The organism is Collimonas sp. GW821-FHT07E08 (assembly GCF_059418905.1).
In genome coordinates this window covers 1-25244 of the sequence record NZ_JBWKQR010000024.1, presented here as the reverse complement: position 1 = coordinate 25244, position 25244 = coordinate 1, and the positions used below count along the sequence as shown (strand labels likewise).

General features: G+C 60.1%; 20 protein-coding genes. 7 read left to right on the top strand and 13 right to left on the bottom strand.

Annotated elements, in window-relative coordinates; translation table 11 throughout:
* Nucleotides 1-36 precede the first annotated feature (36 nt).
* The gene (locus AC07RZ_RS22720; protein WP_494669680.1) at nt 37-531 is read right to left on the bottom strand and encodes an anthrone oxygenase family protein; all 495 of its coding nucleotides are present in this window, start codon (nt 529-531) and stop codon (nt 37-39) included.
* Between the two features lie 423 nt (nt 532-954).
* Here AC07RZ_RS22720 and AC07RZ_RS22715 point away from each other — a divergent pair, with 423 nt between their 5' ends.
* Complete coding sequence (locus AC07RZ_RS22715; protein ID WP_041741188.1) at nt 955-2223, top strand: dicarboxylate/amino acid:cation symporter; 1269 nt, start codon at nt 955-957, stop codon at nt 2221-2223.
* Between the two features lie 289 nt (nt 2224-2512).
* Nucleotides 2513-3805, top strand: coding sequence for a carbohydrate porin (locus tag AC07RZ_RS22710; RefSeq protein WP_494669679.1), 1293 nt, complete (start codon nt 2513-2515; stop codon nt 3803-3805).
* 66 nt (nt 3806-3871) lie between these two features.
* On the opposite strand, the gene AC07RZ_RS22705 is transcribed toward AC07RZ_RS22710, so the two are convergent.
* The 5 genes from AC07RZ_RS22705 to AC07RZ_RS22685 all read right to left on the bottom strand — a co-directional run bounded on the left by AC07RZ_RS22705 (nt 3872) and on the right by AC07RZ_RS22685 (nt 14272).
* Entirely contained in the window at nt 3872-6805 is a 2934-nt protein-coding gene (locus AC07RZ_RS22705; protein ID WP_494669678.1) for a GH92 family glycosyl hydrolase, read from the bottom strand.
* 140 nt (nt 6806-6945) lie between these two features.
* Complete coding sequence (locus tag AC07RZ_RS22700; protein WP_494669677.1) at nt 6946-9489, bottom strand: GH92 family glycosyl hydrolase; 2544 nt, start codon at nt 9487-9489, stop codon at nt 6946-6948.
* Between the two features lie 291 nt (nt 9490-9780).
* A complete protein-coding gene (locus AC07RZ_RS22695) occupies nt 9781-11001 on the bottom strand; it encodes an AGE family epimerase/isomerase (RefSeq protein ID WP_494669676.1) in 1221 nt (406 codons plus the stop codon).
* Between the two features lie 12 nt (nt 11002-11013).
* On the bottom strand, nt 11014-11994 hold the full coding sequence (locus AC07RZ_RS22690) for a LacI family DNA-binding transcriptional regulator (RefSeq protein ID WP_092395020.1): 981 nt from the start codon (nt 11992-11994) through the stop codon (nt 11014-11016).
* Between the two features lie 388 nt (nt 11995-12382).
* On the bottom strand, nt 12383-14272 hold the full coding sequence (locus AC07RZ_RS22685; RefSeq protein WP_494669700.1) for a S9 family peptidase: 1890 nt from the start codon (nt 14270-14272) through the stop codon (nt 12383-12385).
* 225 nt (nt 14273-14497) lie between these two features.
* On the opposite strand from AC07RZ_RS22685, the gene AC07RZ_RS22680 reads away from it, so the two are divergent.
* Complete coding sequence (locus AC07RZ_RS22680) at nt 14498-15301, top strand: MetQ/NlpA family ABC transporter substrate-binding protein (protein WP_494669675.1); 804 nt, start codon at nt 14498-14500, stop codon at nt 15299-15301.
* 35 nt (nt 15302-15336) lie between these two features.
* Here the strand turns inward: AC07RZ_RS22680 and trpC are convergent, their stop codons facing one another.
* From trpC to AC07RZ_RS22665, 3 genes are all read right to left on the bottom strand, one after another.
* The gene (gene trpC, locus AC07RZ_RS22675) at nt 15337-16140 is read right to left on the bottom strand and encodes an indole-3-glycerol phosphate synthase TrpC (protein ID WP_494669674.1); all 804 of its coding nucleotides are present in this window, start codon (nt 16138-16140) and stop codon (nt 15337-15339) included.
* A gap of 27 nt (nt 16141-16167) precedes the next feature.
* A complete protein-coding gene (gene trpD, locus AC07RZ_RS22670; protein WP_144741899.1) occupies nt 16168-17205 on the bottom strand; it encodes an anthranilate phosphoribosyltransferase in 1038 nt (345 codons plus the stop codon).
* 65 nt (nt 17206-17270) lie between these two features.
* Entirely contained in the window at nt 17271-17840 is a 570-nt protein-coding gene (locus AC07RZ_RS22665) for an aminodeoxychorismate/anthranilate synthase component II (protein ID WP_092395032.1), read from the bottom strand.
* Nucleotides 17841-18390: 550 nt separating this feature from the next.
* Here AC07RZ_RS22665 and AC07RZ_RS22660 point away from each other — a divergent pair.
* Nucleotides 18391-18591 carry a DUF1059 domain-containing protein gene (locus tag AC07RZ_RS22660; protein ID WP_494669673.1) on the top strand — a complete coding sequence of 67 codons (201 nt, stop codon included), beginning with the start codon at nt 18391-18393 and terminating at the stop codon, nt 18589-18591.
* A gap of 51 nt (nt 18592-18642) precedes the next feature.
* Here the strand turns inward: AC07RZ_RS22660 and trpE are convergent, their stop codons facing one another.
* The 3 genes from trpE to rpe form a co-directional block, all read right to left on the bottom strand.
* Complete coding sequence (gene trpE, locus AC07RZ_RS22655; RefSeq protein WP_494669672.1) at nt 18643-20157, bottom strand: anthranilate synthase component I; 1515 nt, start codon at nt 20155-20157, stop codon at nt 18643-18645.
* Between the two features lie 207 nt (nt 20158-20364).
* On the bottom strand, nt 20365-21063 hold the full coding sequence (locus AC07RZ_RS22650; protein ID WP_144741802.1) for a phosphoglycolate phosphatase: 699 nt from the start codon (nt 21061-21063) through the stop codon (nt 20365-20367).
* A complete protein-coding gene (gene rpe / locus AC07RZ_RS22645; RefSeq protein ID WP_092395041.1) occupies nt 21060-21725 on the bottom strand; it encodes a ribulose-phosphate 3-epimerase in 666 nt (221 codons plus the stop codon). Before rpe ends, AC07RZ_RS22650 begins: the two co-directional genes overlap by 4 nt.
* Nucleotides 21726-21878: 153 nt before the next feature.
* Here rpe and apaG point away from each other — a divergent pair, with 153 nt between their 5' ends.
* Together apaG and mltA are read left to right on the top strand one after the other, a co-directional pair.
* A complete protein-coding gene (gene apaG / locus AC07RZ_RS22640) occupies nt 21879-22253 on the top strand; it encodes a Co2+/Mg2+ efflux facilitator ApaG/CorD (protein WP_014004694.1) in 375 nt (124 codons plus the stop codon).
* Nucleotides 22254-22425: 172 nt separating this feature from the next.
* On the top strand, nt 22426-23625 hold the full coding sequence (gene mltA / locus AC07RZ_RS22635) for a murein transglycosylase A (RefSeq protein ID WP_494669671.1): 1200 nt from the start codon (nt 22426-22428) through the stop codon (nt 23623-23625).
* A 38-nt stretch (nt 23626-23663) separates the two neighbouring features.
* On the opposite strand, the gene AC07RZ_RS22630 is transcribed toward mltA, so the two are convergent.
* Entirely contained in the window at nt 23664-24101 is a 438-nt protein-coding gene (locus AC07RZ_RS22630) for a universal stress protein (RefSeq protein WP_092395047.1), read from the bottom strand.
* 261 nt (nt 24102-24362) lie between these two features.
* Here AC07RZ_RS22630 and AC07RZ_RS22625 point away from each other — a divergent pair, with 261 nt between their 5' ends.
* On the top strand, nt 24363-25139 hold the full coding sequence (locus AC07RZ_RS22625; RefSeq protein ID WP_144741796.1) for an enoyl-CoA hydratase: 777 nt from the start codon (nt 24363-24365) through the stop codon (nt 25137-25139).
* Nucleotides 25140-25244 lie beyond the last annotated feature (105 nt).

Below are 25244 nucleotides of genomic sequence, written 5' to 3'. Positions count from 1 at the left end.
AGCATGCTGCGGTTTTTTTTCGTTTACGCCGGCAGGTCATGCATGCCGCCAGGCCGCGATGATGAACAGTGCGGCGGCAGCCAGGCAGCATATGGTCCGGACATGGTTCCAGCTGGTCCAGGCGCTGAGATAGTTTTGCCAGACCTGGGACGATTCCGGCCTGGAAGGATCTATGGCGGCCAAGGTGTTATTGAGCGGCACGTTGAATCCCATCGTGACCAGGAATCCGCCGATCAGGTAGAACAGGCTGCCCGCCAGGAACCAGCCGGCATACGGCTGCTGCCAGCGCAGAACGGCAAACACGATCAGAACCGCGCAAAGCAGGGCAGTGCCAAGGAACAGGAGCAGGAACAGCGGGTTGAGCACAGTGATATTGACGGACTGCATTGCCGCAATTCCACTGGCAGGCGAGATGCGCGACAGGGCGTTCATCACAAAGTTGGAAAACGCGAAGAACAGCCCGCCCAGCAGTCCGCAAGCGAGCGCTGCATATAGCGAGATGGGGAACAACAGGTTTTCAATGAAAGTCATGTGAAGTGCTCCGTTGATATAACACCGTTGACAGTCACCCGCGCACGTGCGGGCGCCAGGCCGCACTTCATCACCCTGGATGCGATATGTCAATAAATGCAGGGCGGTTCTCGAGTACTGGCTGCTGCCGCGCCGGCATTGGCGCCAGGTCTCTTTTTGTTGATCAGGGGCCGTTTTCTCATGTACCATGCTGGTCCGTTTGCGCTTCGGCGCAAGCTTGCCATCAGAGGCGAGGCCCTGCCGCCGGCACCAGGTTTCCTAAAGCCTTCAGCAATGAGGGCTTTTTTATTTTTCCAGCAGAACGTTGATATTTTCGCAAAATCTGTTCACTGCGTTAATGCCAATTCCTCTTCGCGACGCCAGTGCGGGTCGACGGTTTTTGTATTTTTTGTATTTTTGTATGTCTAACGGCCGGATACGTAAATGAAAAAAATTAAAGCAACGACTTGGATCATGGTCGGCATGGTCCTCGGGATCGTGGTCGGCTATATTTGCCACAACCTGGCGCCGGACGAAGCGGCGGCAAAGGAAATCGCCGGCTACTTCTCCATCATCACCGATGTGTTCCTGCGCTTGATCAAGATGATTATCGCGCCGCTGGTGTTCGGCACCCTGGTGTCTGGCATTGCCGGCATGAAGGACAGCAGCTCGGTGGGCCGCATCGGCGTGCGCGCCTTGGGCTGGTTCGTGATCGCTTCCTTGCTGTCGCTGGCGCTGGGCATGCTGTTTGTCAACGTGCTGCAGGTCGGCCATGCGCTCAACCTGCCGCTGCCCGCGGTAGGAGCCGACACCAAGCTCAATACCAGCGGCTTTAACCTGAAGGATTTTGTTTCGCATGTGTTCCCGAGCAGCTTCGTCGACGCCATGGCGAAGAATGAAATCCTGCAGATCCTGGTGTTCTCGCTGTTTTTCGGATTCGGCCTGGCTTCGGTCAAGGGCGAGGCCGGCAAGGCCGTGACCAACGCCGTCGACGGCCTGGTGCACGTCATGCTGAAAGTGACCGATTACGTAATGCGCTTTGCGCCGCTCGGCGTGTTCGCCGCCATCGCTGCCGTCATCACGGTGCAGGGTTTCGGCGTGCTGACTACCTACGCCAAGTTCCTCGGCGGTTTCTATGCCGGGCTGGCGACCTTGTGGGCATTGCTGATCGCGATCGGCTACATCTTCCTGCGCGGTTCGATCTTCACCTTGCTGCGTTTGCTGAAAGAGCCGATCATGCTGGCGTTTTCCACTGCCAGCAGCGAGGCGGCCTATCCGAAGACCATGGAGCAGCTGGAAAATTTCGGCGTGAACAACAAGATCACCGGTTTCGTGCTGCCGCTCGGTTATTCCTTCAACCTTGACGGCTCGATGATGTACCAGGCGTTCGCCGCCCTGTTCGTGGCGCAGGCCTACAACATTGAAATGTCGTTCGCCCAGCAGCTCACCATGCTGCTGGTGCTGATGGTGAGCAGCAAGGGCATGGCCGGCGTGCCGCGCGGCTCGCTGGTAGTGGTGGCCGCCATCCTGCCGATGTTCCACCTGCCGGAAGCCGGCATCCTGCTGATCATCGGCATCGACCAGTTCCTCGACATGGGCCGCACCGCCACCAACGTGGTCGGCAACGGCATTGCCACCTCGGTCATTGCGAAGTGGGAAGGTGAGCTGGACGAAGACGCCGGCCGCCGCGCCCTGGAAAATAGCAGGGCCTGACCGCCAAGATGTGAAACGCAGGATTTGAGACACAGCGCCCGCGAGGCGCTGTATTTCATTCCGGAGTATGCTAATTTAGCGGCTGTTGATTGATCATTTCATCCCGGCACATCATGTATATCCCCAAGCAATTCGACGAACCGCGTATCGCGGTCTTGCATCGACGGCCTGCATGCGCAGGGCAGCGATGAGTCGCAGGCGATGGCGCTACTGGTCGAGGCGGGAACAATTGCGCGCTGGTCCTCGGCCCGGGCGCAGCAAAGCGTTGGCGAGGTTGTGGTTTGGCTGGATGCTGTTGGGTGCCGCAGTCGTGCCGATGGCCGCGCATGCCGACGATGTCGAGGAAGAATCCTGGGGCATCAAAGGCCAGGCTACTTATATCTGGCAAAAAAAACCATCTTTCGACGCCGCCTATTCAGGCGCCAACAGCCTGGGTACGCAGCCAGAAAAGGGGTATTCCTTTTCTGGCACGCTGTTCTTCGGCATGCGGCCTTGGCGCGGCGGCGAACTGTATTTCGATCCGGAAGTGGTGCAAGCGGTGCCCATGTCCGGCCTGACCGGGCTGGGCGGGATGATGGATTCGGAGCAGCAAAAGGGCAGTAGCCCGAATCCCACCTTTTATCGCGCCAGGCTGTTCCTGCGCCAGACCTGGGGGGTTGGCGGCGACCGGCAGCCGCTGGAATCCGCGCCTAACCAGCTGGCCGGGATGGTGGACAAGCGGCGTCTGGTGCTCACGGTGGGCAACCTCAGCATCATCGATATCTTCGACAGCAATGCCTATGCCCACGATGGCCGCACCCAGTTCCTGAACTGGGCATTGTCGACCTACGGCGCCTACGACTATGCCGGCGACACGCGTGGATACAGCTGGGGCGCCGCCGCCGAATATTATTACGACGACTGGGTGCTGCGCGCGGGCAGGTTCATGGTGCCGCTGGAATCCAACGGCCAGCGCCTCGATACGCGCCTCGCCAAATACCATAGCGACCAGGTCGAGCTGGAACATGGCCACGTGATCGGTACGCAGCCGGGGAAAGTGCGCTTGCTGTTGTTCCGCAACAAGGAAGTCATGGGCAGTTTTTCCGATGCGCTGGCTTACGCTGCGCTCAACGGCGGCCCGCCGGACGTGGCGCAGGTGCGCAAAGGGCAGGCCAAGTATGGCTATGGAGTCAACCTGGAGCAAAATCTGAGCGACGATCTCGGCGTTTTTGCCCGCGCCAGCCGTAACGACGGCAAGACGGAAACCTATTCGTTTTCTGAAATCGAGCGTTCCGTGAGCGCGGGCCTGGCGCTCAAGGGGCGCGGCTGGCATCGCGATAACGATACGGTCGGCCTGGCCCTGATACAAAACGGATTGAGCAAGGCGCACCAGGATTACCTGGCTGCCGGCGGCCTCGGGGTATTCATCGGCGACGGCCGCCTGAACTATAGGCCGGAGCGCATTCTGGAAGCGTATTACAGCTTCGGCTTGTCCAAGGCGATTTCGTTGACGGCCGACCTGCAGCATTTCTGGAACCCTGCCTATAACGCCGACCGTGGGCCGGTGACAGTGGGATCGCTGCGGTTGCACGCGGAATTCTGACTGTCTCGCCGGCGTGACTGGATCGCGCGCTGCGGCCTGCGTTCAGCCGGCCGCAGCGTCCTTGGTTTATTTCAAGGTCATGGCGAACACATGCATCAAGGCGCCGTTGTCGGTCTGGTACGGCAAGGTGATGCTCTTGACCGCGCGCTTCTTGTCGAGCTGCGCATCCCAGTAGAAGACATAGGCTTTGGTGGTGTCGGCATTGCCGTTCTGGTCGATCCGGTGGGCGCTGGTCAGGGCGATCTTGTTGTAGCTGCCGACCTTGCCGGAACCTCCGCCGAGGGTCCAGTCGTCAAAACGCAAATCGAAGCTGGCCTGGGTGTTGTCGGTATAGGTAACGACCAGCTTGCCGGTAGGCGCGGCCGAGGCATTGGTCGCACTGCCGAGCAGGGCCAGCGTATCTGCCGCCTGCGGTTTGGCGAACGTGATCACCTGGCCCTGGGTGACCATGTTATCCAAGCCCGACTTGCCCTCCGGCCAGGTGAACGTGACGCCGTTGAAACTGAAGCTGGCGCCAGGCGTTGCGCCTGCCGTCGCCAGCGCTTGCGAGGAATAGCTCCAGCCGCCCATGTCGTAGGTATAGCCCTCCAGGCCGCGCACGGTTGGCTGGCCGTCGCTGCCTATGCCGCGGTTGTTGAGCGCATCGGCCAGGGTGCTGAAGCCGTCGAGCCCGAACGATGGCATCTTGGCCGACGAATCCTTGCCCCATTGCGATTGGCTCGCTGCCAGAGAGAAGTCCAGCGTTGCGCTGTCCTTCAGGTCTTTCAGCCACAGCCACGGCATGTCGAGCGCCTGGCCGTTCAGCGCCAGGCTCTGGATGTACGGCGAGTTGGCGGCGGCGCCGCTGGCGTTGATCACCAGCTTCTTGGCGCCGTCGGCCCAGCGGATCACCACCTTGTCGAACATCGGGCTGCCGATGGCCAGGCCGCTTACCGCCTGGATTTCCGGATACAGGCCGAGCGCCGCCCACACATACCAGGACGAGACCGCGCCCAGGTCGTCGTTGCCGGGCAAGCCGCCCGGATCGTCGGAGAACACGGTGTTGGCGACATCGCGCACCACCTTCTGGGTGCGCCACGGAGCGCCGGTCCAGTTGTACAGCCAGGGCGTGGCGAAGCTCGGTTCATTGCCCATGTAGAAATTGGGTTTGTTCATGCCGGCGTTGAGATCCTGGAAGAAGGCGTCCAGCCGCTTGATGGCGGCGTCGTTGCCGCCGACCAGGCCGAACAGCCCGCGCGCATCGTAGGCTGACATCCAGGTGTATTGCTCGGCGTTGCCTTCCACCATGTCGGCATTGGGCTGCGGATTGAGCATCCAGGTGCCGTTGCGGTAACGCGGCAGCAATTGCTTCTGGACCGGGTTGAACTGGTTCTTCCAGTTGGCGGAGCGGCTCAGGAACAGCTGGTAATTCATGTTGTCGCCGAGGGCCTTGGCCAGCTGCGAAGTGGCGAAATCGGCGGTGCCGAATTCGAACGTCAGCGAACCCGCCCACCAGCCGTTGTCCATTCCGGCGTAGCCGTGCACCAGGTAGTCGTTCATCCTGTCGGTGCTGTCCCTGACATGGTCGCCGGTACATTGCACGTCGGCCTTGTTGCCGGCCAGGGTCATGTAGTCCAGCGCTTTCCTGGCGTCGAAGCTGGTGGCGCCGAAGGCATAACCGCCCATGATGGTCGGCACCCCCGAATCGCCCGGCATGATGCCGGCGTCGACATTGATCGGCGCCCAGCGCGGGATGGCGCCGCACTGGTCGGCGTCGTTCACCAGCGATTGCATCATGTCGCTGGTTTCCTTGGGAAACAGCATGCTGGTCAAGGGAATCAGGCTGCGGTACACATCCCAGTTGGAATAGTTGACGTATTGGGTGCGGCCGGCCGCGACCTGGTGCACCTTCTGGTCGAAGCCGATGTAGTCGCCGGTGACGTCGCTGTTGGTGTTGGGCGACAGCAGCGAGTGGTAAAGCGCGGTATAGAACTTGCGCTTCTCGGTATCGCTGCCGCCGGTCACCTGGATCGTATTGAGGCGGGTGTTCCAGGCGTCGGCGGCGGCATCGCGCACGGCGTTGAAATTCCAGTTCGGGTTTTCCTGTTCCAGGTTCTTGCGCGCATTGTCGCTGCTGACATACGACAAGCCGATCTTCATCAGTACCGCCGGATTGCTGCTGGCGTCGAAGCTGACGTTAGCCTTGCCGTTGCTGATGGCGGCGCTGATGTTGCGGTCGAACTTGGCGTAGAAATACAGCGTGTAAGTGCGAGCGCCGCAAAACTTGCCGCCGACGGTGGAGCCGGACAGCGCGTCCTTGCCTTCCGCCTTGATCACGCCGGTGGTGGAGGCGATGGTGTTGGTGCGGGTGGCGTCGAACACCAGGTAGGGCGTCTTGCTGGCGCTGGAGATCGCCGATTTTGCCGGGAAGGTAAAGCGGCCGAAGCCGGTCCTGGTAGTGGCGGTCAGTTCAGTGTTGATGCCGTCGTTGAGGGTCACCTGGTAATAGCCGGGACGCGCAGTTTCATTTTTGTGGTCGAAGTTTTCCTTGGCGTTGACGCCGACCGCGCTGGTATCGAAAGTCGGCATGATGGGCAGTTCGCCTTCATTGCCGTCGCAGCCGGAGCCGCTCATTTGCGTCAGCGGGAAACCGGTGATGGTTTTTTCCTTGTAGATGTAGCCGACCGGATGGTCCTGGCCGCCGTTGCTGGGTGTCATCGGCGTCCATTGCACCATGCCGAACGGCGTCGTGGCGCCGGGGAAGGTGCCGCCTCGGGCGCCGGCCGGCACCGGGTCGGTGGCGGGTTTCGATGAGTCGGCGGTGCCGACGAACGGATTCACATACCGGGTCAGGTTTTTTTTGCCGGCGGCGTCGCTGCTTGGCTGCGGCGCGCCCGCAAGGGCAGCCGCAGCTTGCTTGCCGCTGGCGTCTACCGGCGATGAATCGGAGCCGCCGCCGCAGCCGAACAGCAGGCCGGCGGCAAGACCGATGGTAACGTTTTTCTTCAAGTGCAGATTCATTGTTCCTCCAATGGTTTTTTTGAAAGTCCAAGTTTCTGGATGGTGCTGGCGTGCTTGAACAAAGGCGCGTGCGCCCGCGCCAGCAGCGGGCGCACGCCGGCGGGCCGCCTGGGAGCGGTCCGCGCGCTGTTCAATATGGATCAGGGAGTCTGCGAGAAATTGCCGCCGGCGCCGGACGGCGGCGTGCCGGCCTGGCCCCATGTGGTGGGAGTGTCGGCGGTGCTGAAGTCCAGCGTGCCGCCGGCCTGCACCTGGTTCAACGGCAGCCAGGTGCTGTTCCAGTCCTTGCCGTTTACCTTCAGGCTTTTGACAAAAGCGGCATTCTTGTCGCGCTTGATGAGCAGCCGTTTGCCGTCGGCCAGCTGGATGGCGACGCTGCCGAACTGCGGCGTCGCCATGGTCAGCCCGGGCACGCCGGGAATCATCGGATATAGCCCCAGCGAAGCCCACACATACCAGCCCGAGGTGGCGCCGACATCGTCGTTGCCGGGCAAGCCTTGCGGTTTGCTGGAGAAGGTGGCGGCCATGATCTGCGGCAGCACGAACTGCGTGCGCGATGGCGTGCCGCTCCAGTTATAGGCCCACGGCGCGGCGAAGCCGGGTTCATTACCCATGTAGAAGTCGTTCGAGTTTTCGCCGCCGTTCAGCCGGCTGGGATCGAGCGCCAGCCCGGCCGGCGATTTTTTTGCCGCCGCTGATGTGGTGCTGACGGAAAACAGGGTGTCGAGCCGCGCCACGGCAGCGGCGTTGCCACCGAGGGCGGTGACGATCTTGCCCAGGTCGTGCGGGATGGCCCACAGGTATTGGGCTGCCGTGCCCTCATGGTAGCCGTCGTCCTGCGAAGGCGAGGCCCAGTTGCCGGCAAGGTCCTTGACCGCCATCACCTTGGTATCCGGCTTGAACAGGTTTTTCCAGTTCTCGCCGCGCAGCAGCAGCGTGCCGGCGACCTTCTTGTCGTCAGCGCTGACGGTGGCCGGATCGAGGTTGCTGATGAAGCGGCCGATGGCGAAATCGCGGCTGGCGCCTTCGATGGTGATGGAGCCGGTATGGATGCCGCTGGCGTCGCTGCCTTCAGCGACGTAACCCAGTTTCAGGTAATCCGGCATGTTGCCTTGCGCGCTGCCCGCCACGTTCCGGCCGAAGGCAGGGTTGCCGTTGCAGGCCGGCCATTGCGGCGAGTCGGCGGTGGGGGCGAAGGCCGAGCGTTTCAGGTAGCCCAGGGCGGCGGCGCTGTCGAAGCGGGTAGCGCCGAAAGCCTGCAGGCTGGCCAGCAGCATCGGCGCATGGTCGCCTTCCATCGGCACATCGTCGACATTGGCGTCGGCCCAGTGCGGGAATGCGCCGCATTGCGCTGCGTCGTTCACCAGCGATTGCGCCATGTCCGCCGCCTGGTCGCGGAACAGCCAGGCGTGCATCGCACCCAGCGAACGGTAGGTATCCCAGATCGAGAAGGTGGTGTAGTGGTTGCGGCGCACCAGCTTGCCGTCCTTGTCCTTGTAAGTGTCGGTCTGGTGGCGCTGCTTGTCCATGCCGATGTAGCTGCCGTCGACATCGCTGAACAGGGTGGGGCCGGACATGACGTGATAAAACGCCGTATAGAATTGCTGGAGGGCGTCGGTGCTGGCGCCGCCGGCATCGACCTGGATCGTATTGAGCCGGGTGTTCCATTCGGCGCCGGCTTTTTTCGCGGTGGCGTCGAAATCAAAGCCGGGGTTTTCCTTTTTCAGGTTGAGGCGCGCATTGGCCGGACTGACGTACGACAGTCCGATCTTGACCACGGTGCTGCTGGCGGCCGATTGCGACAGGTCGAAATTCAGGATCAGCGTGCCGTTGTTGTTGATGAAGCGCGGCGCCCGGGCGTAGGCCGATCCGGCCTGCAGGTAGAAATAGGCATCGTAGCCGCCGCCGCAGTTGAACTTGTTGCTGGTCTTGCCGTAGAAACCGTTGGGGTCGGCCGGGTCCTGCCAGATCTGGGCGTTGATGCCGGTCATGGAGTTGGTCTGGGTGGCGTCGACCACCAGGATCGCCTTGCTCTTGTCGGGGTAGGTGAAGCGCGCCATGCCGCTGCGGGCGGTGGCGGTCAGCTCGGTCACGATGCCGTCGTCGGCCTGCACTTTGTAATAACCGGGCGCGGCCTGTTCGTTCTTGTGGTCGAAGGTGCTGCTGCTTTGGCGCATGACCAGGTTGCTGTTGCTGGTGAGCTGGTTAGTCAGCATGGTCGGCATGATCGGCAGGGTGCCGCCGCTGCGGCAGCCGGGGCCGCTGATGCGCGTCATGCTGAAATAATTGATCATCGTGCTGTCGTAGTTGTAGCCCGACCCGCTGGAATAGTATTGATGATCGATATCGGTATCCGGTCCGAACGACACCATGCCGAACGGCAAGGTGGCCGCGGGACTGGTGTTGCCGGGATGGGTGCCGCCCGGCTGCTGCCGGGTGCCGAGGAAAGGCTTGACGTATTGCGTCAGCGCCAGCTCGGGCAGCGGCCTGATCTGGTTGGCGTCGACCGTTACGGGCGTGGTTGCCGCCGGGCCGGCCAGGCCGCTCGCGCCTGTTGCACCGGGCTGGCCGGGAGCGCCTGCCGCACCGGTTGCGCCGGCCACGCCGGCAGTTCCTGCCGCGCCGCCGCTGCCCGGCAAGCCGCTTGATCCGTCGCTGCAGCCGAACAGCATTGCGGCGGCCATGCCAATTGCAAGATTCCTGCATGATTGCTTGTTCATTGTTCCTCCTTATAATCGCCGCCCGGTTCGGACCGGGCAATCGGGTACACCTGCCTGCTACAAATGCGGTTGCCGGTAAAGCCGGCATTGCCAGAATCCGGGCGTGAGCCGGCCCGGCGCGGCGCCTGGATAGCGCCGCGTATCAAGAGATGTTCAAGAGAAAAATGCTGTCGACAGGATCGACGGATTCAAGGTCGGCGGTAGTTCGGTTTCCTCCGGGGACGCGGCGTTTGCGCCGCGTGTGCTGCTACAGATTCATGGTTCGGACAAGGCGCCCAGCACTTCATAACAAGCGCCCATGGTGTGATAGTCGGTCTTGCCGGCTGGGCTTTTTTCGTCGCCATACTTGCGGTTGTCGCGCGTCAGGATGCGGTACCAGGCGCCATGCTGGTGATCGACGAAGTGTTGCCAGCTGTACTGCCAGATATGTTCGTACCAGTCCCAGAAACGGTTCTTGCCGGTGCGTTTGGCGAGCAGGGCGGCAGCGGCGAAGCTTTCTGCCTGGACCCAGAAATACTTGTCCTGGTCGCAGATCACGCCGTCCGGCGCGAAGCCGTAGTAGATGCCGCCGCAATCGATGTCCCAGGCGGCGTCGAGACCGGCGTCGAACAGTTCGATAGCGCGCGGCAGCAGCCAGTCTTGCGGCCGGTGCCGTTCCAGGATCAGCAGCAGCTTGGCCCACTCGGTGTGATGGCCGGGCTGGAAGCCCCACGGGCGGAAAATGTTGCTGCTGTCTTCCTTGTTGTAGTTCCAGTCCGGGGTCCAGTCCTGGTGGTAGTGTTCCCAGACCAGGTCGTTGCTGAGCGCAGCCTGGCGCAAGGTGATATTGCGCGCCACGGTTTCCGCGCGATCCAGGAATTTCGCATCGCCGCTGGCTTCATAGGCTGCCAGCAGCGCCTCGGTCATGTGCATGTTGGCGTTCTGGCCGCGATAGCTTTGCAGCTGCCAGTCGGCGCTGGCCTCGTCGGCATACAGGCCTGCGCTTGCTTCCCAAAAATGCTGTTCGAGCAAATCGTAGGTCTGGTGCAGGTCTTTCCTTGCGCTTGCGACGCCGGCCATCAAGGCATGTGCGTAAGCCAGCATGACGAACGCCAGGCCGTAGCAGTGGCGGGTCGGATCCAGCACCTGCTTGCGGCCGTCTTTCCATGACAGGGTCCAGTCGTAGCCCTTGTGCAGCGGATCCCAGTGCACATCGCGCAGGAACGCCAACCCGTGCTTCAGCGCATCCAGGTAAGCGGCGTCGCCGAACTGGCGGTAGGCCATGGCGTAGTTGAAGATGAAGCGGGTGCTGCTGACCAGGTGCCGGGTTTCGCTGTCGTAGATGCTGCCGTCGTCCTTGAAGAAGTGATAGAAGCCGCCGGAAGGATCGAGCGCAGCCGGGTGATAGAAACGCATGGTGTCGCGGATGTGCTGCAACAGGAAAGCGGGATTGCGGAATTCGGCTTTAGGCATTGCGGTCGGTTCAAGCATGTTCATGGCGGTAGCGGATCAGTTGCCCAGCGTGCTGGCGCGCTGGATCAGCTCCACCGGCAGCATCACTTCGGGTTGTACGAGCGTGTCTTCCAGCAGCAGCTTGATGCCCAGTTTGCCCAAGGCTTCCTTGTCCACGGCCAGCGTGGTCAGCGGCGGGGTGGCGCTGGTGGCGGCGTCGATATTGTCGAAGCCGACAATCGCGATATCTTCGGGAATCCGCAAGCCGCGCGCCTGGCATACGCTCATGACGGCCAGCGCGGTGGCGTCGTTGTAGCAGAACACGGCGTCAGGCGGAGAATCGGATTGCAGCAGGCTTTGCATTGCGGCGGCGGCATGCAGGTGGAGTTCCGGGCCGGGCAGCAAGGTGACTTCCAGCCGCGGATCGAACAGGCGGCCGGCCTCGAACAGCGCCTGGCGGTAACCCAGCGCGCGCTGCGCGATACTGTAGTGCGACAGCGGTCCGCTGATGAAGGCCAGCCGTTTGCGGCCAAGCGCGATCAAGTGGCGGGTAGCGGCCAGGGCGCCGCCCAGGTTGTCTGAATTGATGGAGCGGAAACCGGGCGCCCACAAATCGATCAGCACCACCGGCTTGCCGGTCTGGGTCAGCAGTTCCAGCACTTCCGGCTCCATGAAGCCGGCCACCGCCAGCGCGTCGGGTTCGTGCAGGCGGATCTGTTCCATCACATTGTCAGCCGGGCCGATCGACAATACGGTGGGTACGATGCTGCGTTCGCGGCAGGCGGTTTCCACGCCGTGCAGCACATGCGAAAAAAACGGGCTGGCGACAAAATTGTTGTGCTGGCGATGCAGCAGGAAAGTCAGGCGCCGGATTTTCCCCTGGCGCAGGTTGGATTCGTTGTAGCCCAGCTGGCTGGCGATCTTTTGTACATGGATGCGCGTCTGTTCGGTCAGGCCGGGCTGTTTTTTCAAGGCGCGCGATACGGTGCCTATGGATACGTTCGCTGCGGATGCGATATCCCGAATCGTTGGTCTCATGATCTCTTCCTGCAAGCCGTGGCAAGCATTGTCCTGGGCAGACGCCGCGGTCTGCGGCGGCGGTTGTTGCCGCCCAGGATTGTTTTAGTTGAGTGGTAATGTATAGTAAAAAACTTAAATTTACAATTATTTCGAAAATAAATTCACATAACACATTGTTATATAAGGATTTATTGATTGCAAAATGGATTTATTTGTTTATTAAACATACTAAAAATTTGTTTCTTAGACAGCCCGTCATGCGGATTTGTCGAGAAACAGTATCGAAAGCCGGGCAGAAGGATATTTTTTCCGTGCGCAGGATTTGCCAGGCCTCATTCGCCGGCGCCGGAAATAAAAATGGCGGACCACCGTTTCCGGCCGTCCGCCATGCTCCGGCAACCGGCTTTTATTGCGGCGTCAAATGCTTGGACAGGAATCCTTCCATCGCCGTATAAAAATCGAAGCGGTTTTCTTCATTGTGGAAGCCGTGGCCCTCGTTGTCCTTCACCATGTATTCGACCGGCACGCCGCGCTTGCGCAGGTTTTCGACGATCTGGTCCGACTCGGCCTTGTTGACGCGCGGATCGTTGGCGCCCTGCGCCACGAACAGCGGCGTCTTGATGCGGTCGGTATGCAGGGCCGGCGAGACCGCCGTCAGCAGCTCCTTGTCCTTGACCGGATCGCCGACCATCTCGTACATCTGGTCGAGGAAGGGTTTCCAGTACGGCGGGATGGTCTTCATGAAGGTGAACATGTTGGAGACGCCGACGTAGTCGACTGCCGCCGCGTACAGGTCAGGCGTGAAGGCGACCCCGGCCAGCGTCGCATAACCGCCGTAGGAGCCGCCGTAGATCGCCACCCGCTTCGGATCGGCAATGCCTTGCTTGACCAGCCATTGCACGCTGTCGGTGATGTCGTCCTGCATGGTCTTGCCCCATTGCTTGAACGACGCTTCCCAGAACTGGCGGCCATAGCCAGTCGAGCCGCGGTAGTTCATCTGCAGCACGGCGTAGCCGCGGTTGGCCAGCAGCTGCACTTCCGGATTGTAGCCCCAGACATCGCGCACCCACGGGCCGCCGTGCGGATTGACGATCACCGGCAGGTTCTTCGGGTCTTTGCCCAGCGGCAGGGTCAGGTAGCCGTTGATCAGCAGGCCGTCGCGCGCCTTGTATTGCACCGGCTTCATTTCCGCCATGTCCTGCTCGGCGATGGCGGGATTGATCTCGGCCAGCTTGGTCAGCGTGCCGCTCTTGCTGTCGAACAGGTAGCGGCTGCCTTGGGTGCGGTCATTGTAGGCAGCCACGATCCAGGTCGACTCGTCCTTGGTGTGGGACTGCGTGATGACTTCGTAGCCGGGCAGTTTTTCCTGCAGGGTTTTATGCAGGGCTTCGCTTTGCGCATCGAGGAATTTGTACTGGGTTTTCCAGGTGGTGTAGCTGATCTCGGTGAGCACCTTGCGTTTCCTGGAGTAAGCAAGGCCTTCGACGTCGACCTCGGGGTTTTCATACAGCAGCTCTTCTTCCTTGGCGGTTTCGGGATCTAGGATCACGATCGCTTTTTTATCGCGGCCGAGGTTGGACGATACATACAGTTTCTTGTTGTCGAAGGTGAAGAACAGCGGGTCGACCGAATCCTTGAACGAGGTCGTCAGCACGGTCTTGAACGGCGCGCTTTCGGTGGCGCGATACAGCAGGCTGGTGTTGACGCCGTCGGACGTGGTGGCGGCCCTGACCTTGCCGTCGTGGTCGGTGATCCAGCCCTGGATGTTGCCGGGATTCTTGGCCACCAGCTTTTCGGCGCCGCTCTTGACGTTGACGCGGTAGACATCGAACACTTCGGGATCGCGCTTGTTGTGGCTGACCAGGATTTCATCCTTGTTGTCTTCCAGGTCGTCGACGATCTGGGCCCTGGCCTTGGGGTAGGGCGTCAGGTCTTTCAGGCCCTTGCCGTCGCGGCCCACCGACACCACGTGGAAATTCTCATCGCCGCCGAAGTCCTTGGCGAACAGGATGTGGTCGTCGCCTTTCCAGAAGTAGCCGCTGATGTCGCGCGCTTCCTCGGAGGTGATGCGCAGCGGCGCGGCGTCTGAACCGACGGTCCTGACAAAGATGTTCATGCGGCCCTTCCAGGGTTGCATGAAGCTGATGTATTTGCCGTTGGGAGAAATCTGGAAACCGCTTTGCTCCGGATTGCGGAAGAAGTCGCGCACCGAATATTGTTTGAGCGGGCTTGCCGCCAAGGCGTCGCCGCCCAGCATCGACAAGCTGAAACATGTTGCGGTGACCACATGATAGATAGCGCGCATCAAAAAACCTCCAAAAATACTTCAAGTTGTCGTCGCGTCGCGCCGGGATCGTCCGGCTGACAACTCATTATATGGATAAAATGGAAATGAATCTCAATCAGGCTTTACTTGAGACATATCGACATGCGAAATCGTTCGTTAGCGCTTGCCGGGGCTTGTGTGAATATCGTGTTTTATCGCCAGCATCCTGGCCAACATATTCGTCCCGGAGAAAAAATGCATCGCCTCATCCTCAAGACCTTGCCGGTGTTACTGCTGGCAGCCAGCATCGCCACCGCCCATGCACAGGACAAAACCAGGATCAAGGTCGGCGTCTCGGTCGGCAATGCCGAGCAGACTTTTGAAGTGGTGAAGAAAGTGGCGGCGCAAGAGGGCCTGGATATCCAGGTGATTACTTTCAGCGATTACCTGCAGCCGAATGAGGCGCTGGCCGCCGGCGACCTGGACGCCAATGCATTCCAGCACAAGCCTTTCCTCGACAGCCAGATCAAGGCCAGGAGTTACAAGATCGTGCCGGTGGCCCTGACCATCACGGCGCCGCTGGGGATCTATTCAAAGAAATACAAGAATGTCGACCAGCTGCCGCAGGGCGCCAGCATAGGCATCCAGAACGATCCATCGAACGGCAACCGGGCCTTGCTGCTGTTGCAGAAGGCGGGTTTGATCAAGCTGAAAGCGGGTGTCGGCGAAAATGGCGTCAACGCGACGCCGCTGGACGTGGTCTCGAACCCCAAGAAGTTGAAGCTGGTGGAACTGGACGCCGCGCAATTGCCGCGTTCGCTGGACGACCTGGCGGCGGCATCGGTCAACAACGATTACGCGGTGAAGGCAGGTTTGTCATTGCAGCGCGATGCGATCGCGGTGGAGGATGCCAAAGGGCCTTACGCCAACCTGATCGCCACGCGGGCGGAGGATAAAGATAAACCGTGGGTGAAGAAACTGGTCAAAGCCTATCAGTCGGCACAGGTGCGCAATTTTATCGAAACGGAATTCAAGGGTTCACTGATTCCGGCATTTTGACCTTGCCGCCTGGCGTCTGCGCCAGGCGCCGGGCTTCAGTTATCGAACAGGCGGCCTAGCTCGACGCCAGGCTGCGGCGCGCGCATGAACGCCTCTCCCACCAGGAAAGCATTGACGCCGGCGTCGCGCATGCGTTTGACGTCGTCGCGGGTGTGGATGCCGGATTCGGTGACCACCAGCTTGTCTGCCGGTATCTGCGGCAGCAGGTCCAGGGTGTTTTGCAGCGAGGTGTCGAAGGTGCGCAGGTTGCGGTTGTTGATGCCGAGCAGGCCGGTTTTCAGTTTCAACGCCGCCTGCAGTTCGTCCGCATTGTGCACTTCCACCAGCACGCTCATGCCCAGCTCGTGGGCGACAGCTTCCATTTCCGCCATCAATCCATGGTCCAGCGCCGCCACGATCAGCAGGATCGCATCGGCGCCCCAGGAACGCGCCTGGTATACCTGATACGCATCGATCATGAAATCCTTGCGCAGGGCTGGCAGCTCGCATGCGGCGCGCGCCTGTTTCAGGTAGTCGGGCGAGCCCTGGAAAAACTGGATATCGGTGAGTACCGACAGGCACGCTGCGCCATGGGCCGCGTAGTCGACGGCGATGTCGGCCGGCCGGAAGTCTGCCCGGATCACGCCTTTGGACGGCGAAGCTTTCTTGACTTCGGCAATCACGCCGGCGCGGCCAGCGGCGATTTTTGCGCGCAGGGCGGCTTCGTAGCCACGCAAGGCGGCGCGCGCCTCTGCGTCCGACTCTACTTCGCGGCGCAGGCTGGCGAAGTCTTGCTGTTTTTTTGCCGCGGCGATTTCATCGGCTTTGACCGCCAGGATTTTATTCAAGATGTCAGACATGGTGCGTTTCCTTTACTGCGCTTGCCCTCAACCGGCGGCAGCGATGGCTTGCGTGGCTTGCACGAATTGATCGAGTTTGGCTTTGGCCGCGCCGGAAGCGATGACGGCGCGCGCTGTCTCCAGCCCGTCCGCAATCGAACTGGCGACGCCGGCGGCATATAAGGCAGTGCCGGCATTGATGGCGACGATGTCGCGTGCCGGGCCCGGCTGGTCTTCCAGCGCTTCCAGCACTTTCTGCTTCGATTCCGTCGAATTCGACACTTTCAGGTTGCGGCTGGCGATCATCTGCATGCCGAAATCTTCCGGATGGATTTCGTATTCGCGGATTTCGCCGTTCACCAGTTCACCCACCATGGTGCCGGCGCCCAGCGAGACTTCATCCATATTGTCGCGGCCCCACACCACGATGGCATGCTGCGCGCCCAGCCGCTGCAGCACGCGCACCTGGATCCCGACCAGGTCGGCGTGGAATACGCCCATCAGGATATTCGGCGCGCCGGCCGGGTTGGTCAGGGGGCCAAGGATATTAAAGATGGTGCGCACGCCGAGTTCCTTGCGTACCGGCGCTGCATGCTTCATCGCTGCGTGGTGGTTCGGCGCGAACATGAAACCGATGCCGGTCTGTTCTATCGACTCGGCTACCTGCGCAGGCGTCAGGTTGATAATGGCGCCAAGCGATTCCAGCACATCGGCGCTGCCGGACGATGACGATACGCTGCGGCCGCCATGCTTGGCGACCCGCGCGCCGGCGGCGGCGGCGACAAACATGGAGGCGGTCGAGATATTGAAGGTTTGCGCACCGTCGCCGCCGGTGCCGACGATATCCACCAGGTTGGCGGTGTCGCGGCAGGGAACGGGCGTGGCGAACTCGCGCATGACCTGCGCCGCTGCGGCGATTTCGCCTATGGTTTCTTTTTTGACGCGCAGGCCCATGGTCAGCGCCGCAATCATGAGCGGCGACATTTCACCCTTCATGATGCGGCGGAACAGCGACAGCATTTCATCGTGAAAGATTTCGCGGTGCTCGATGCAGCGCAACAGGGCTTCTTGTTCGGTGATTGGCATGATTTCCTTGCTAGCGATTAGGAGGACGGTGCCTTGTTTGCGATTGATGCGCCGGCGCTAAGCGTTCAAACGGCTCTTTGAACAAAATTACGCAGCAAGGCGTGGCCATGCTCCGACAAGATCGATTCCGGATGGAATTGCACGCCTTCGATATCGTAGTCCTTGTGCCGGACCCCCATGATTTCTCCGTCGTCGGTCCATGCCGTGATTTCCAGGCAGTCCGGTATCGAGTTGCGTTCGATGGCCAGCGAATGATAGCGAATCACCGTAAACGGGTTGGGCAGATCCTTGAATACGCCGACCCCGGTGTGGTTGATTGGCGAGGTCTTGCCATGCATGACTTGCTGGGCGCGGATTACTTTGCCGCCGAACGCTTCGCCGATCGCTTGATGGCCAAGGCAAACACCGAGTATCGGCAGCTTGCCGGCGAACTGCTGCAGCAAGTCGACGCAGATGCCGGCTTCTTTCGGGCTGCAGGGACCTGGCGACAGGCAGATACGGTCAGGTTTCAGTGCATTGATTTCTTCGAGCGTGATTTCGTCATTGCGGAAGGTACGGACATCTTCACCAAGTTCACCGAAATATTGCACCAGGTTATAGGTGAAGGAGTCGTAGTTGTCGATCATTAGCAGCATAGTAGTTCCAGCCCATTGATTTTATTTGGGAATTCTGCCCGCGATATGGTTGCTTGCCAAGTTGTCCTGTTGCTGCAACACAATCACAAAGATCTTGCGGGCGACACAAACTCAGCCCTGGATTACAGGGCGCGGTGTGGTTTTGGCTTTCCACCAACCTTGGTCTAGGGACGCCATCGCAGCTGCGGAATCGCACGCTGGATAAAGTTGGCAGTGAGGCGGGGTATATTCATCTATGGAGATAGGTAAGCTTAGTGCAAGCACATGTCGTTGATGCAAAGTATAGCGTCGTGGCGGCAAAGCGTGGCAATAATCATGATCATAAACGGAAATATCGGAACCGGTTTGATTTTATCCAAATAGCGCGCCTGGACACAGCGGGCCGCCGTGGTTGTCGATTGCCAATATTGGCAAGGGGCAAACCAAATGCCAGTGCTGCGTTGACAAACGCCTGCTTGATTCCTAAGATTTATTGTCAAGCGAGCTCGCAGCAGGCCGTTTGTGTGCATCGGATTTGCGCAACCACATTGCTGCAATGAAGGAGTTCACCATGGCACGCAAATACATCGACTGCCGCGAATTCAAGAGCGACACCAACTGTTCAGTGGCGATCGCCGCAGATAACGACGACGAATTGCTGGCGGCGGCAGTCCAGCACGCAGTAAGCGTTCACGGCCACACCGACACGCCAGAATTGCATACCCAGCTCAAGCAGCTGTTCAAGGAAGGCACGCCGCCGCTGAAAATCTGACGACAGCAGCCATTCTCCAGGGGATGGGGTAGCAGTCCGGCCATGGCCGGATCAGATTTCTCCATCCAGACCGTCTTGCACCTGCTCCGCTGCACGCAGGACTGCGCGCGCCTTGTTTTCAGTTTCTTGCCATTCCATTTCAGGCACCGAATCGGCGACGATGCCGGCAGCAGCTTGTACGTACAGCATGCCATCCTTGATGACGCCGGTACGGATTGCGATGGCGACATCCATTTCGCCGCCGAATGACAGGTAGCCGCAGGCGCCGCCGTAGATGCCACGCTTGGTCAGTTCCAGTTCGTCGATGATTTCCATCGCCCGCACTTTCGGCGCGCCGGACAGGGTGCCGGCCGGGAAGGTGGCTTTCAGCACGTCCAGGTTGGACAGGCCGGACTTGAGTTCGCCTTCGACATTGGAAACGATGTGCTGCACATGCGAATACTTTTCGATCACCATCTGGTCGGTGACCTTGACGCTGCCGGTTTCGGCGATGCGGCCGATGTCGTTGCGCGCCAGGTCGATCAGCATCACGTGTTCGGCGATTTCTTTCGGGTCTGCCAGCAATTCGGTGGCCAGCTGCGCATCCTGCTCCGGGGTGGCGCCGCGCGGACGGGTGCCTGCCAGGGGACGGATGGTGACTTTGCGCTTGGCTTCGCCGTCGGCTTTCGGCGCCGAGGTCTGTTCGTTGCGCACCAGGATTTCCGGCGAAGCGCCGACAATCTGCATGTCGCCGAAATTGTAGAAATACATGTACGGCGACGGATTCAGCGAGCGCAAGGCGCGATACAGCATCAGCGGCGAATCGACGTACGGTTTCTTGATGCGCTGGCCGATCTGGACCTGCATCAGGTCGCCGGCCATGACGTATTCCTGGGCCTTGGCCACGGCTTTCAGGTAATCGTCTTTCTTGAATTCGCGGATGGTTTCGGTGCGCACCGAAGCCGACGTGACCGGCGCGTCGGCCGGGCGGCGCAGCATGTTGCGCAAGTCTTTCAGGCGCTGGCGGCCTTTGGAGAATGCTTCCGGCTGGGTCGGGTCGGCATACACGATCAGGTACAGCTTGCCGGACAGGTTGTCGATCACCGCCAGCTCTTCCGTCAGCAGCAGCTGGATGTCAGGCAGGCCGAGATCGTCCTTGGGCGTCGAATTGGCCAGGCGCTTTTCGATATGGCGCACCGTGTCGTAGCCGAAGTAGCCGGCCAGGCCGCCGCAAAAGCGCGGCAGGCCGGGGCGCAGCGCCACTTTATAGCGCGACTGGAATTCAGCGATGAAATCGAGCGGATTGCCCTCACGGCTTTCGATGACCTTGTCGTTCTTGAGTACTTCGATGCGTGTGCCGTAGCTGCGCAGCAGCGTGCTGGCCGGCAAGCCGATGAAGGAGTAGCGGCCGAAACGTTCGCCGCCGACTACCGATTCCAGCAGGAAGGTGTTTTTGCCGGTCTGCTGGGTTTGCGCCAGCTTCAGGTACAGCGTCAGCGGCGTTTCAAGATCGGCAAAAGCTTCTGCGATCAATGGGATGCGGTTGTAGCCTTGCGTGGCCAGCGATTTGAATTCGAGTTCGGTCATTGTTTCTCTCCAGGCCGCTATTGTAAGACAGCGGTGGTGCACTACAAAAAACGTTGCCTGCGTTTTAATGCCGCAGGAGCAGCAGGCAGCGGCGATCTACGGACTTAGTTAGCCCAGGATTGCCAGCGTCGCCATAGCCAGGCCTCAGGAGCGGCCAGGTAGACGGAGTGTTTTTTGTCGAGAAACATGAGTGGTTTGATAAAGCAGTCAGTGACTTATGTGTTGTGCTGCAACGAGCAGTGAGGCGACTATACCATCGGAATCGACATTTTGTATAGACTCGCCGTGATTGTATCCGTAGGGCACGTTAAATACCGGACAGCCGGCGGCGCGGGCAGCCTGGGCGTCGTTGCTGGAATCGCCGATAGCGACTACCTGCGCCGGTTGCAGCTGGAAATCGGCGCATACCGCCAGCAGCGGCATCGGGTCGGGTTTTTTCAGCGGGAAGGAATCGCCGCCGTAGACCACCTCGAAATAACCGCGCAAGCCGGTTTTCTCCAGCAAGGCTTCGGCAAACGCCAGCGGCTTGTTGGTGACGCAGGCCAGCCGCAGGCCTTTGTCGCGCATGGCTTGCAAGCCGTCCACCACGCCTGGGTAAAGCGTGGCGTAACTGCCGTTGACGACCGCATAGTGGCTTTGGTACGAGTCCAGCGCCGCGCTGAAACGCTGCTCTACTTCGGGCGCCGGATAATCGACGCCGAGCACGCGCCGGATCAGGTTTTCGCTGCCCTTGCCGACAAAATCGACGATTGTCTGCTGCGTCAGCGGCGCTAGGTCCAGCTCGGCGCGCATGCGGTTGACGGCGACCTGGAAATCCGGCGCCGTGTCCAGCATGGTGCCGTCGAGGTCGATGATGGCGGCAGCGATGCCTTTCAGTGCAACGATTGCTGGCGCTGCCGCGTTCATGCGCTTGCCAGCTGGGTGCGCATGTTGTCGATCACGGCCTTGTAGTCAGGCTTGCCGAAGATGGCCGAGCCGGCGACAAAGGTGTCGGCGCCGGCCTTGGCGGCAGCGGCGATATTGTCGACCTTGATGCCGCCGTCCACCTCCAGCATGATCTCGCGGCCCGAAGCGTCGATCCGCTGGCGCGCTTCGGCGATTTTCTTGAGCGCTTCCGGGATGAACGACTGGCCGCCGAAACCCGGGTTGACCGACATGATCAGGATGATGTCGATCTTGTCCATGACGTAATCGAGGTAATGCAGCGGCGTGGCCGGATTGAACACCAGGCCGGCCTTGCAGCCGTTGTCGCGTATCAGCTGCAGCGAACGGTCGACGTGGTCCGATGCTTCCGGGTGGAAAGTAATGATGTTGGCGCCGGCCTTGGCGAAGTCGGGAATGATACGGTCTACCGGCCTGACCATCAGGTGGACATCGATCGGCACCTGCACATGCGGCCTGATTGCTTCCAGCACCAGCGGGCCGATGGTCAGGTTGGGAACGTAATGGTTGTCCATCACGTCGAAATGGATCATGTCGGCGCCGTCGCGCACGACATTGCGTACTTCTTCGCCCAGGCGGGCAAAATCGGCGGAAAGGATACTGGGGGCGATACGATAGGTTGGCATGGCGGGCAATCCAGGGAAGGGCGCTAAAAAGAGCGCTATTTTACCCTTTCGCCTTGCTCCTGGCTTCCTTGCAGCTTGCGTCGCGGGGGAAATTCGTGTGCAATGACCTGCTAGTTATATATGGTGTCTGCAGTATTAATCGAGGAAATCAGCATGGCCGCCTATGAATTTACCGTTTCCGTCAAAACCCAGTACCTGGAAGAGCAGTCCCAGCCTGACAGTTCGCACTATGTGTTTGCCTATGCGATCACGATCAAGAACACCGGGCAAGTCGCTGCCCAGCTGATTTCGCGCCACTGGGTGATCACCGACGCCAACAACCATGTCGAAGAAGTGCGCGGCCTGGGCGTGGTCGGCCACCAGCCTTTGCTGCAGCCGGGCGAGCAGTTCGAGTACACCAGCGGCACTTCGATGGCGACGCCGCAAGGCTCGATGACGGGAGAGTATTTCTGCGTGGCTGAAGACGGCGAACAGTTCGAGGCGCGGATTCCGGAGTTCATCCTGTCCTTGCCGCGCACCCTGCATTGACGCATGGCGTATTGAACTATTGGTCCTTGCCGTCGTCTTTTGGTGGTAACGGTTTGGCGGGCGGCTTCTGGTCCGGCTTGCGGCCGGAAAACATGGTCCACCAGACAATGAATGCAAATAACAAGAAAGCGAAACACGCTTCGAGAGCCACTAACCACATAAAGAATCCTAAATGCCATTTAAACGTATCAGTCTACCCGCTTCTGCTGCCTTAATCATCGCACTCAGCCTAGCTGCCTGTACTACCACCCCAGTCACCGCTCCCGCGCCGGAAGCACCGCGCCAGCCGGGCACGCCGACTGCGCCTTCCGCCGCGCCCGGCGCCAATTTACGCGCTGTAACCTTTGCCGCCCTGCCGGGCTGGGGCAGCGACGACCTGCGCCAGGCATTGCCTGCTTTCCTGACCTCATGTTCGACCCAGGCGCGTAAAAGCGACTGGAAAGAACCTTGTGCAGTGGCGGCCAGCCTGGATGGCGGCAATGAAAATGCGATACGGACGTTTTTCGAGTCCTTTTTCACGCCTTATCAGGTTATCAATCCCGACGGCAGCGACAATGGCTTGGTCACCGGGTATTACGAACCCTTGTTGAAAGGATCGCGCAAGCGCGGCGGCCCTTACCAGACGCCGATTTACCGGGCGCCGGAGGATTTGCTGACGGTCGAGCTGGCGAGCATTTATCCCGAACTGAAGGGCCTGCGCTTGCGCGGCCGCCTGGTCGGCAATAAGGTGCTGCCTTATCCGAACCGGGCCGAACTGGACAAGTCCGGGGCCCTGGCCGGCAAGGAAATCCTGTGGGTGGACGATCCTGTCGATGCGTTTTTCCTGCAGGTGCAGGGTTCCGGCCGGGTCCAGCTGAATGACGGCAGCAGTGTCGTGCGGGTTGCTTATGCCGATCAGAACGGCTATCCCTACAAATCGATCGGCCGCTACCTGGTCGACAAAGGCGAGCTGACCCTGGCCCAGGCCTCGGCGCAGGGAATCAAAGCCTGGCTGGCGGCCAACCCGGGCCGGCAGCAGGAGCTGCTGAATGCCAATCCCAGCTATGTGTTCTTCAAAGAAGAAAAAGTGGTCGATCCGAGCAAGGGGCCGAAAGGCGCGCAAGGCGTGCCGCTGACGCCGCTGCGCTCGATCGCGGTGGATCCGCAGTTCGTGCCGCTGGGCACGCCGGTATTCCTGGCGACGACGCAGCCGAATAACAATGTGCCGCTGCAGCAGCTGGTGATGGCGCAGGATACCGGCGGCGCCATCAAAGGCGCGGTAAGGGCCGACTTCTTCTGGGGTTTCGGCAACGAGGCCGGCGACAAGGCCGGCAAGATGAAGCAGCGCGGCATGATGTGGCTGTTGCTGCCAAAGCTGGCGGCCGCGCGCTAAGGAAACCAGGTTCGGCGCCGGCTGGCGCCGAGGGCGATTTAGCGCAGGACCAGTACTGGAATCGTGGAATGGGCCAGCACCCGCTGGGTTTTGCTGCCCAGGAACAGCCGGCTCAGGCCGCTGCGCCCGTGCGACGCCATGAAAATCGCATCGCAATGGTATTTCTCGGCGGCGTTGATGATTTCCTCGTCGGGATTGAAGGCTTGCGCCGTCAGCATTTCGCAGGGAACGCCGGCATTCTTGGCGGCGTCGGCGACTTTTTGTACATTGAGCTTGGCTAGCGCCAGCATGTTTTCTTCATAGGTGCCAGGGTCGGTGGCCATGGTGCTTTCAGCCATCGGCGAGAACGGATAAGGTTCTGCAACCGAGAGGGCAATGATCTTGCCGCTGCTGAATTTGGCAAATTCAATCGCTGTATTGATGGCCTTGTCCGACAAATGAGAGCCGTCGGTAGGTACAAGAATGGTTTTGAACATGGCTTGCCTCCTTCTGGTTGAAAAAGGGGTGTCGGTCAAAATCGAGCGATCTTGTCGGTAATCGTGTCGGTAATATATAGGCCTGGTGCCGAGATGCTTGGTACTTGGCCATGATTCAGCCTTGCTTAAATGTATAGACAGTTTGCGAGCAGGAAGATTCCTTGGCTGTTTGTAAAGTATCCGGGCTATAACCATCCTATCTCTTATATAGCGGCGCTACAATTAAGTTTATTCGACTCAAGTAAATAAATGGGATCTGCAATGACATACGAAAACATTCTGGTTGAAACACAGGGAAAAGTCGGCATCATCCACCTGAATCGTCCCAAGGCTCTGAATGCCCTGAACGATCAGCTGATGAGCGAGCTGGGCGAAGCTTTGCTGAAATTCGACGCTGATCCCGAGATCGGCTGCATCGTCCTGACCGGCAGCGAGAAAGCATTTGCCGCCGGCGCCGACATTGGCGGCATGGCCGGGCTGAGTTACATGGATGTGTTCAAGGGCGACTACATCACCCGCAACTGGGAGACGATCCGCAGCGTGCGCAAGCCGGTGATTGCCGCCGTGGCGGGTTTCGCCCTGGGCGGCGGCTGTGAACTGGCCATGATGTGCGACTTCATCATTGCTGCCGACAATGCCAAGTTCGGCCAGCCGGAAATCAAGCTGGGCATCATCCCCGGCGCCGGCGGCACCCAGCGCTTGCCGCGCGCAGTATCGAAATCGAAGGCAATGGACATGTGCCTGACCGCACGCATGATGGACGCCACCGAGGCTGAGCGCGTGGGCCTGGTGTCGCGCGTGGTTCCGCTGGACAGGCTGTTGCAGGAAGCGCTGGAAGCGGCGATCGTGATTTCCTCCATGTCGTTGCCGGCAGTCATGATGATCAAGGAATCGGTCAATCGCGCCTACGAAACCACCCTGGCGGAAGGCGTCCAGTATGAGCGCCGCCTGTTCCACAGCACCTTCGCCACAGAGGATCAAAAAGAAGGCATGCAGGCCTTCCTTGGAAAGCGTTTACCTGTTTTTAAAAATCTTTAACAAATCGCTTGCCATAGGGGGAAATGGTTTGCTATAGTTCGCCTCCCGTTGAGAACGACGCGAAATGAGCGAAGCAGCTGAAGTAGAAAAGAGGCTGATTTGTGA

Coding starts and splice junctions, on each gene's coding strand:
- AC07RZ_RS22720 (WP_494669680.1), bottom strand. CDS start 531: ATGACTTTCATTGAAAACCTGTTGTTCCCCATCTCGCTATATGCAGCG.
- AC07RZ_RS22715 (WP_041741188.1), top strand. CDS start 955: ATGAAAAAAATTAAAGCAACGACTTGGATCATGGTCGGCATGGTCCTC.
- AC07RZ_RS22710 (WP_494669679.1), top strand. CDS start 2,513: ATGCTGTTGGGTGCCGCAGTCGTGCCGATGGCCGCGCATGCCGACGAT.
- AC07RZ_RS22705 (WP_494669678.1), bottom strand. CDS start 6,805: ATGAATCTGCACTTGAAGAAAAACGTTACCATCGGTCTTGCCGCCGGC.
- AC07RZ_RS22700 (WP_494669677.1), bottom strand. CDS start 9,489: ATGGCCGCCGCAATGCTGTTCGGCTGCAGCGACGGATCAAGCGGCTTG.
- AC07RZ_RS22695 (WP_494669676.1), bottom strand. CDS start 11,001: ATGAACATGCTTGAACCGACCGCAATGCCTAAAGCCGAATTCCGCAAT.
- AC07RZ_RS22690 (WP_092395020.1), bottom strand. CDS start 11,994: ATGAGACCAACGATTCGGGATATCGCATCCGCAGCGAACGTATCCATA.
- AC07RZ_RS22680 (WP_494669675.1), top strand. CDS start 14,498: ATGCATCGCCTCATCCTCAAGACCTTGCCGGTGTTACTGCTGGCAGCC.
- trpC (WP_494669674.1), bottom strand. CDS start 16,140: ATGTCTGACATCTTGAATAAAATCCTGGCGGTCAAAGCCGATGAAATC.
- trpD (WP_144741899.1), bottom strand. CDS start 17,205: ATGCCAATCACCGAACAAGAAGCCCTGTTGCGCTGCATCGAGCACCGC.
- AC07RZ_RS22665 (WP_092395032.1), bottom strand. CDS start 17,840: ATGCTGCTAATGATCGACAACTACGACTCCTTCACCTATAACCTGGTG.
- AC07RZ_RS22660 (WP_494669673.1), top strand. CDS start 18,391: ATGGCACGCAAATACATCGACTGCCGCGAATTCAAGAGCGACACCAAC.
- trpE (WP_494669672.1), bottom strand. CDS start 20,157: ATGACCGAACTCGAATTCAAATCGCTGGCCACGCAAGGCTACAACCGC.
- AC07RZ_RS22650 (WP_144741802.1), bottom strand. CDS start 21,063: ATGAACGCGGCAGCGCCAGCAATCGTTGCACTGAAAGGCATCGCTGCC.
- rpe (WP_092395041.1), bottom strand. CDS start 21,725: ATGCCAACCTATCGTATCGCCCCCAGTATCCTTTCCGCCGATTTTGCC.
- apaG (WP_014004694.1), top strand. CDS start 21,879: ATGGCCGCCTATGAATTTACCGTTTCCGTCAAAACCCAGTACCTGGAA.
- mltA (WP_494669671.1), top strand. CDS start 22,426: ATGCCATTTAAACGTATCAGTCTACCCGCTTCTGCTGCCTTAATCATC.
- AC07RZ_RS22630 (WP_092395047.1), bottom strand. CDS start 24,101: ATGTTCAAAACCATTCTTGTACCTACCGACGGCTCTCATTTGTCGGAC.
- AC07RZ_RS22625 (WP_144741796.1), top strand. CDS start 24,363: ATGACATACGAAAACATTCTGGTTGAAACACAGGGAAAAGTCGGCATC.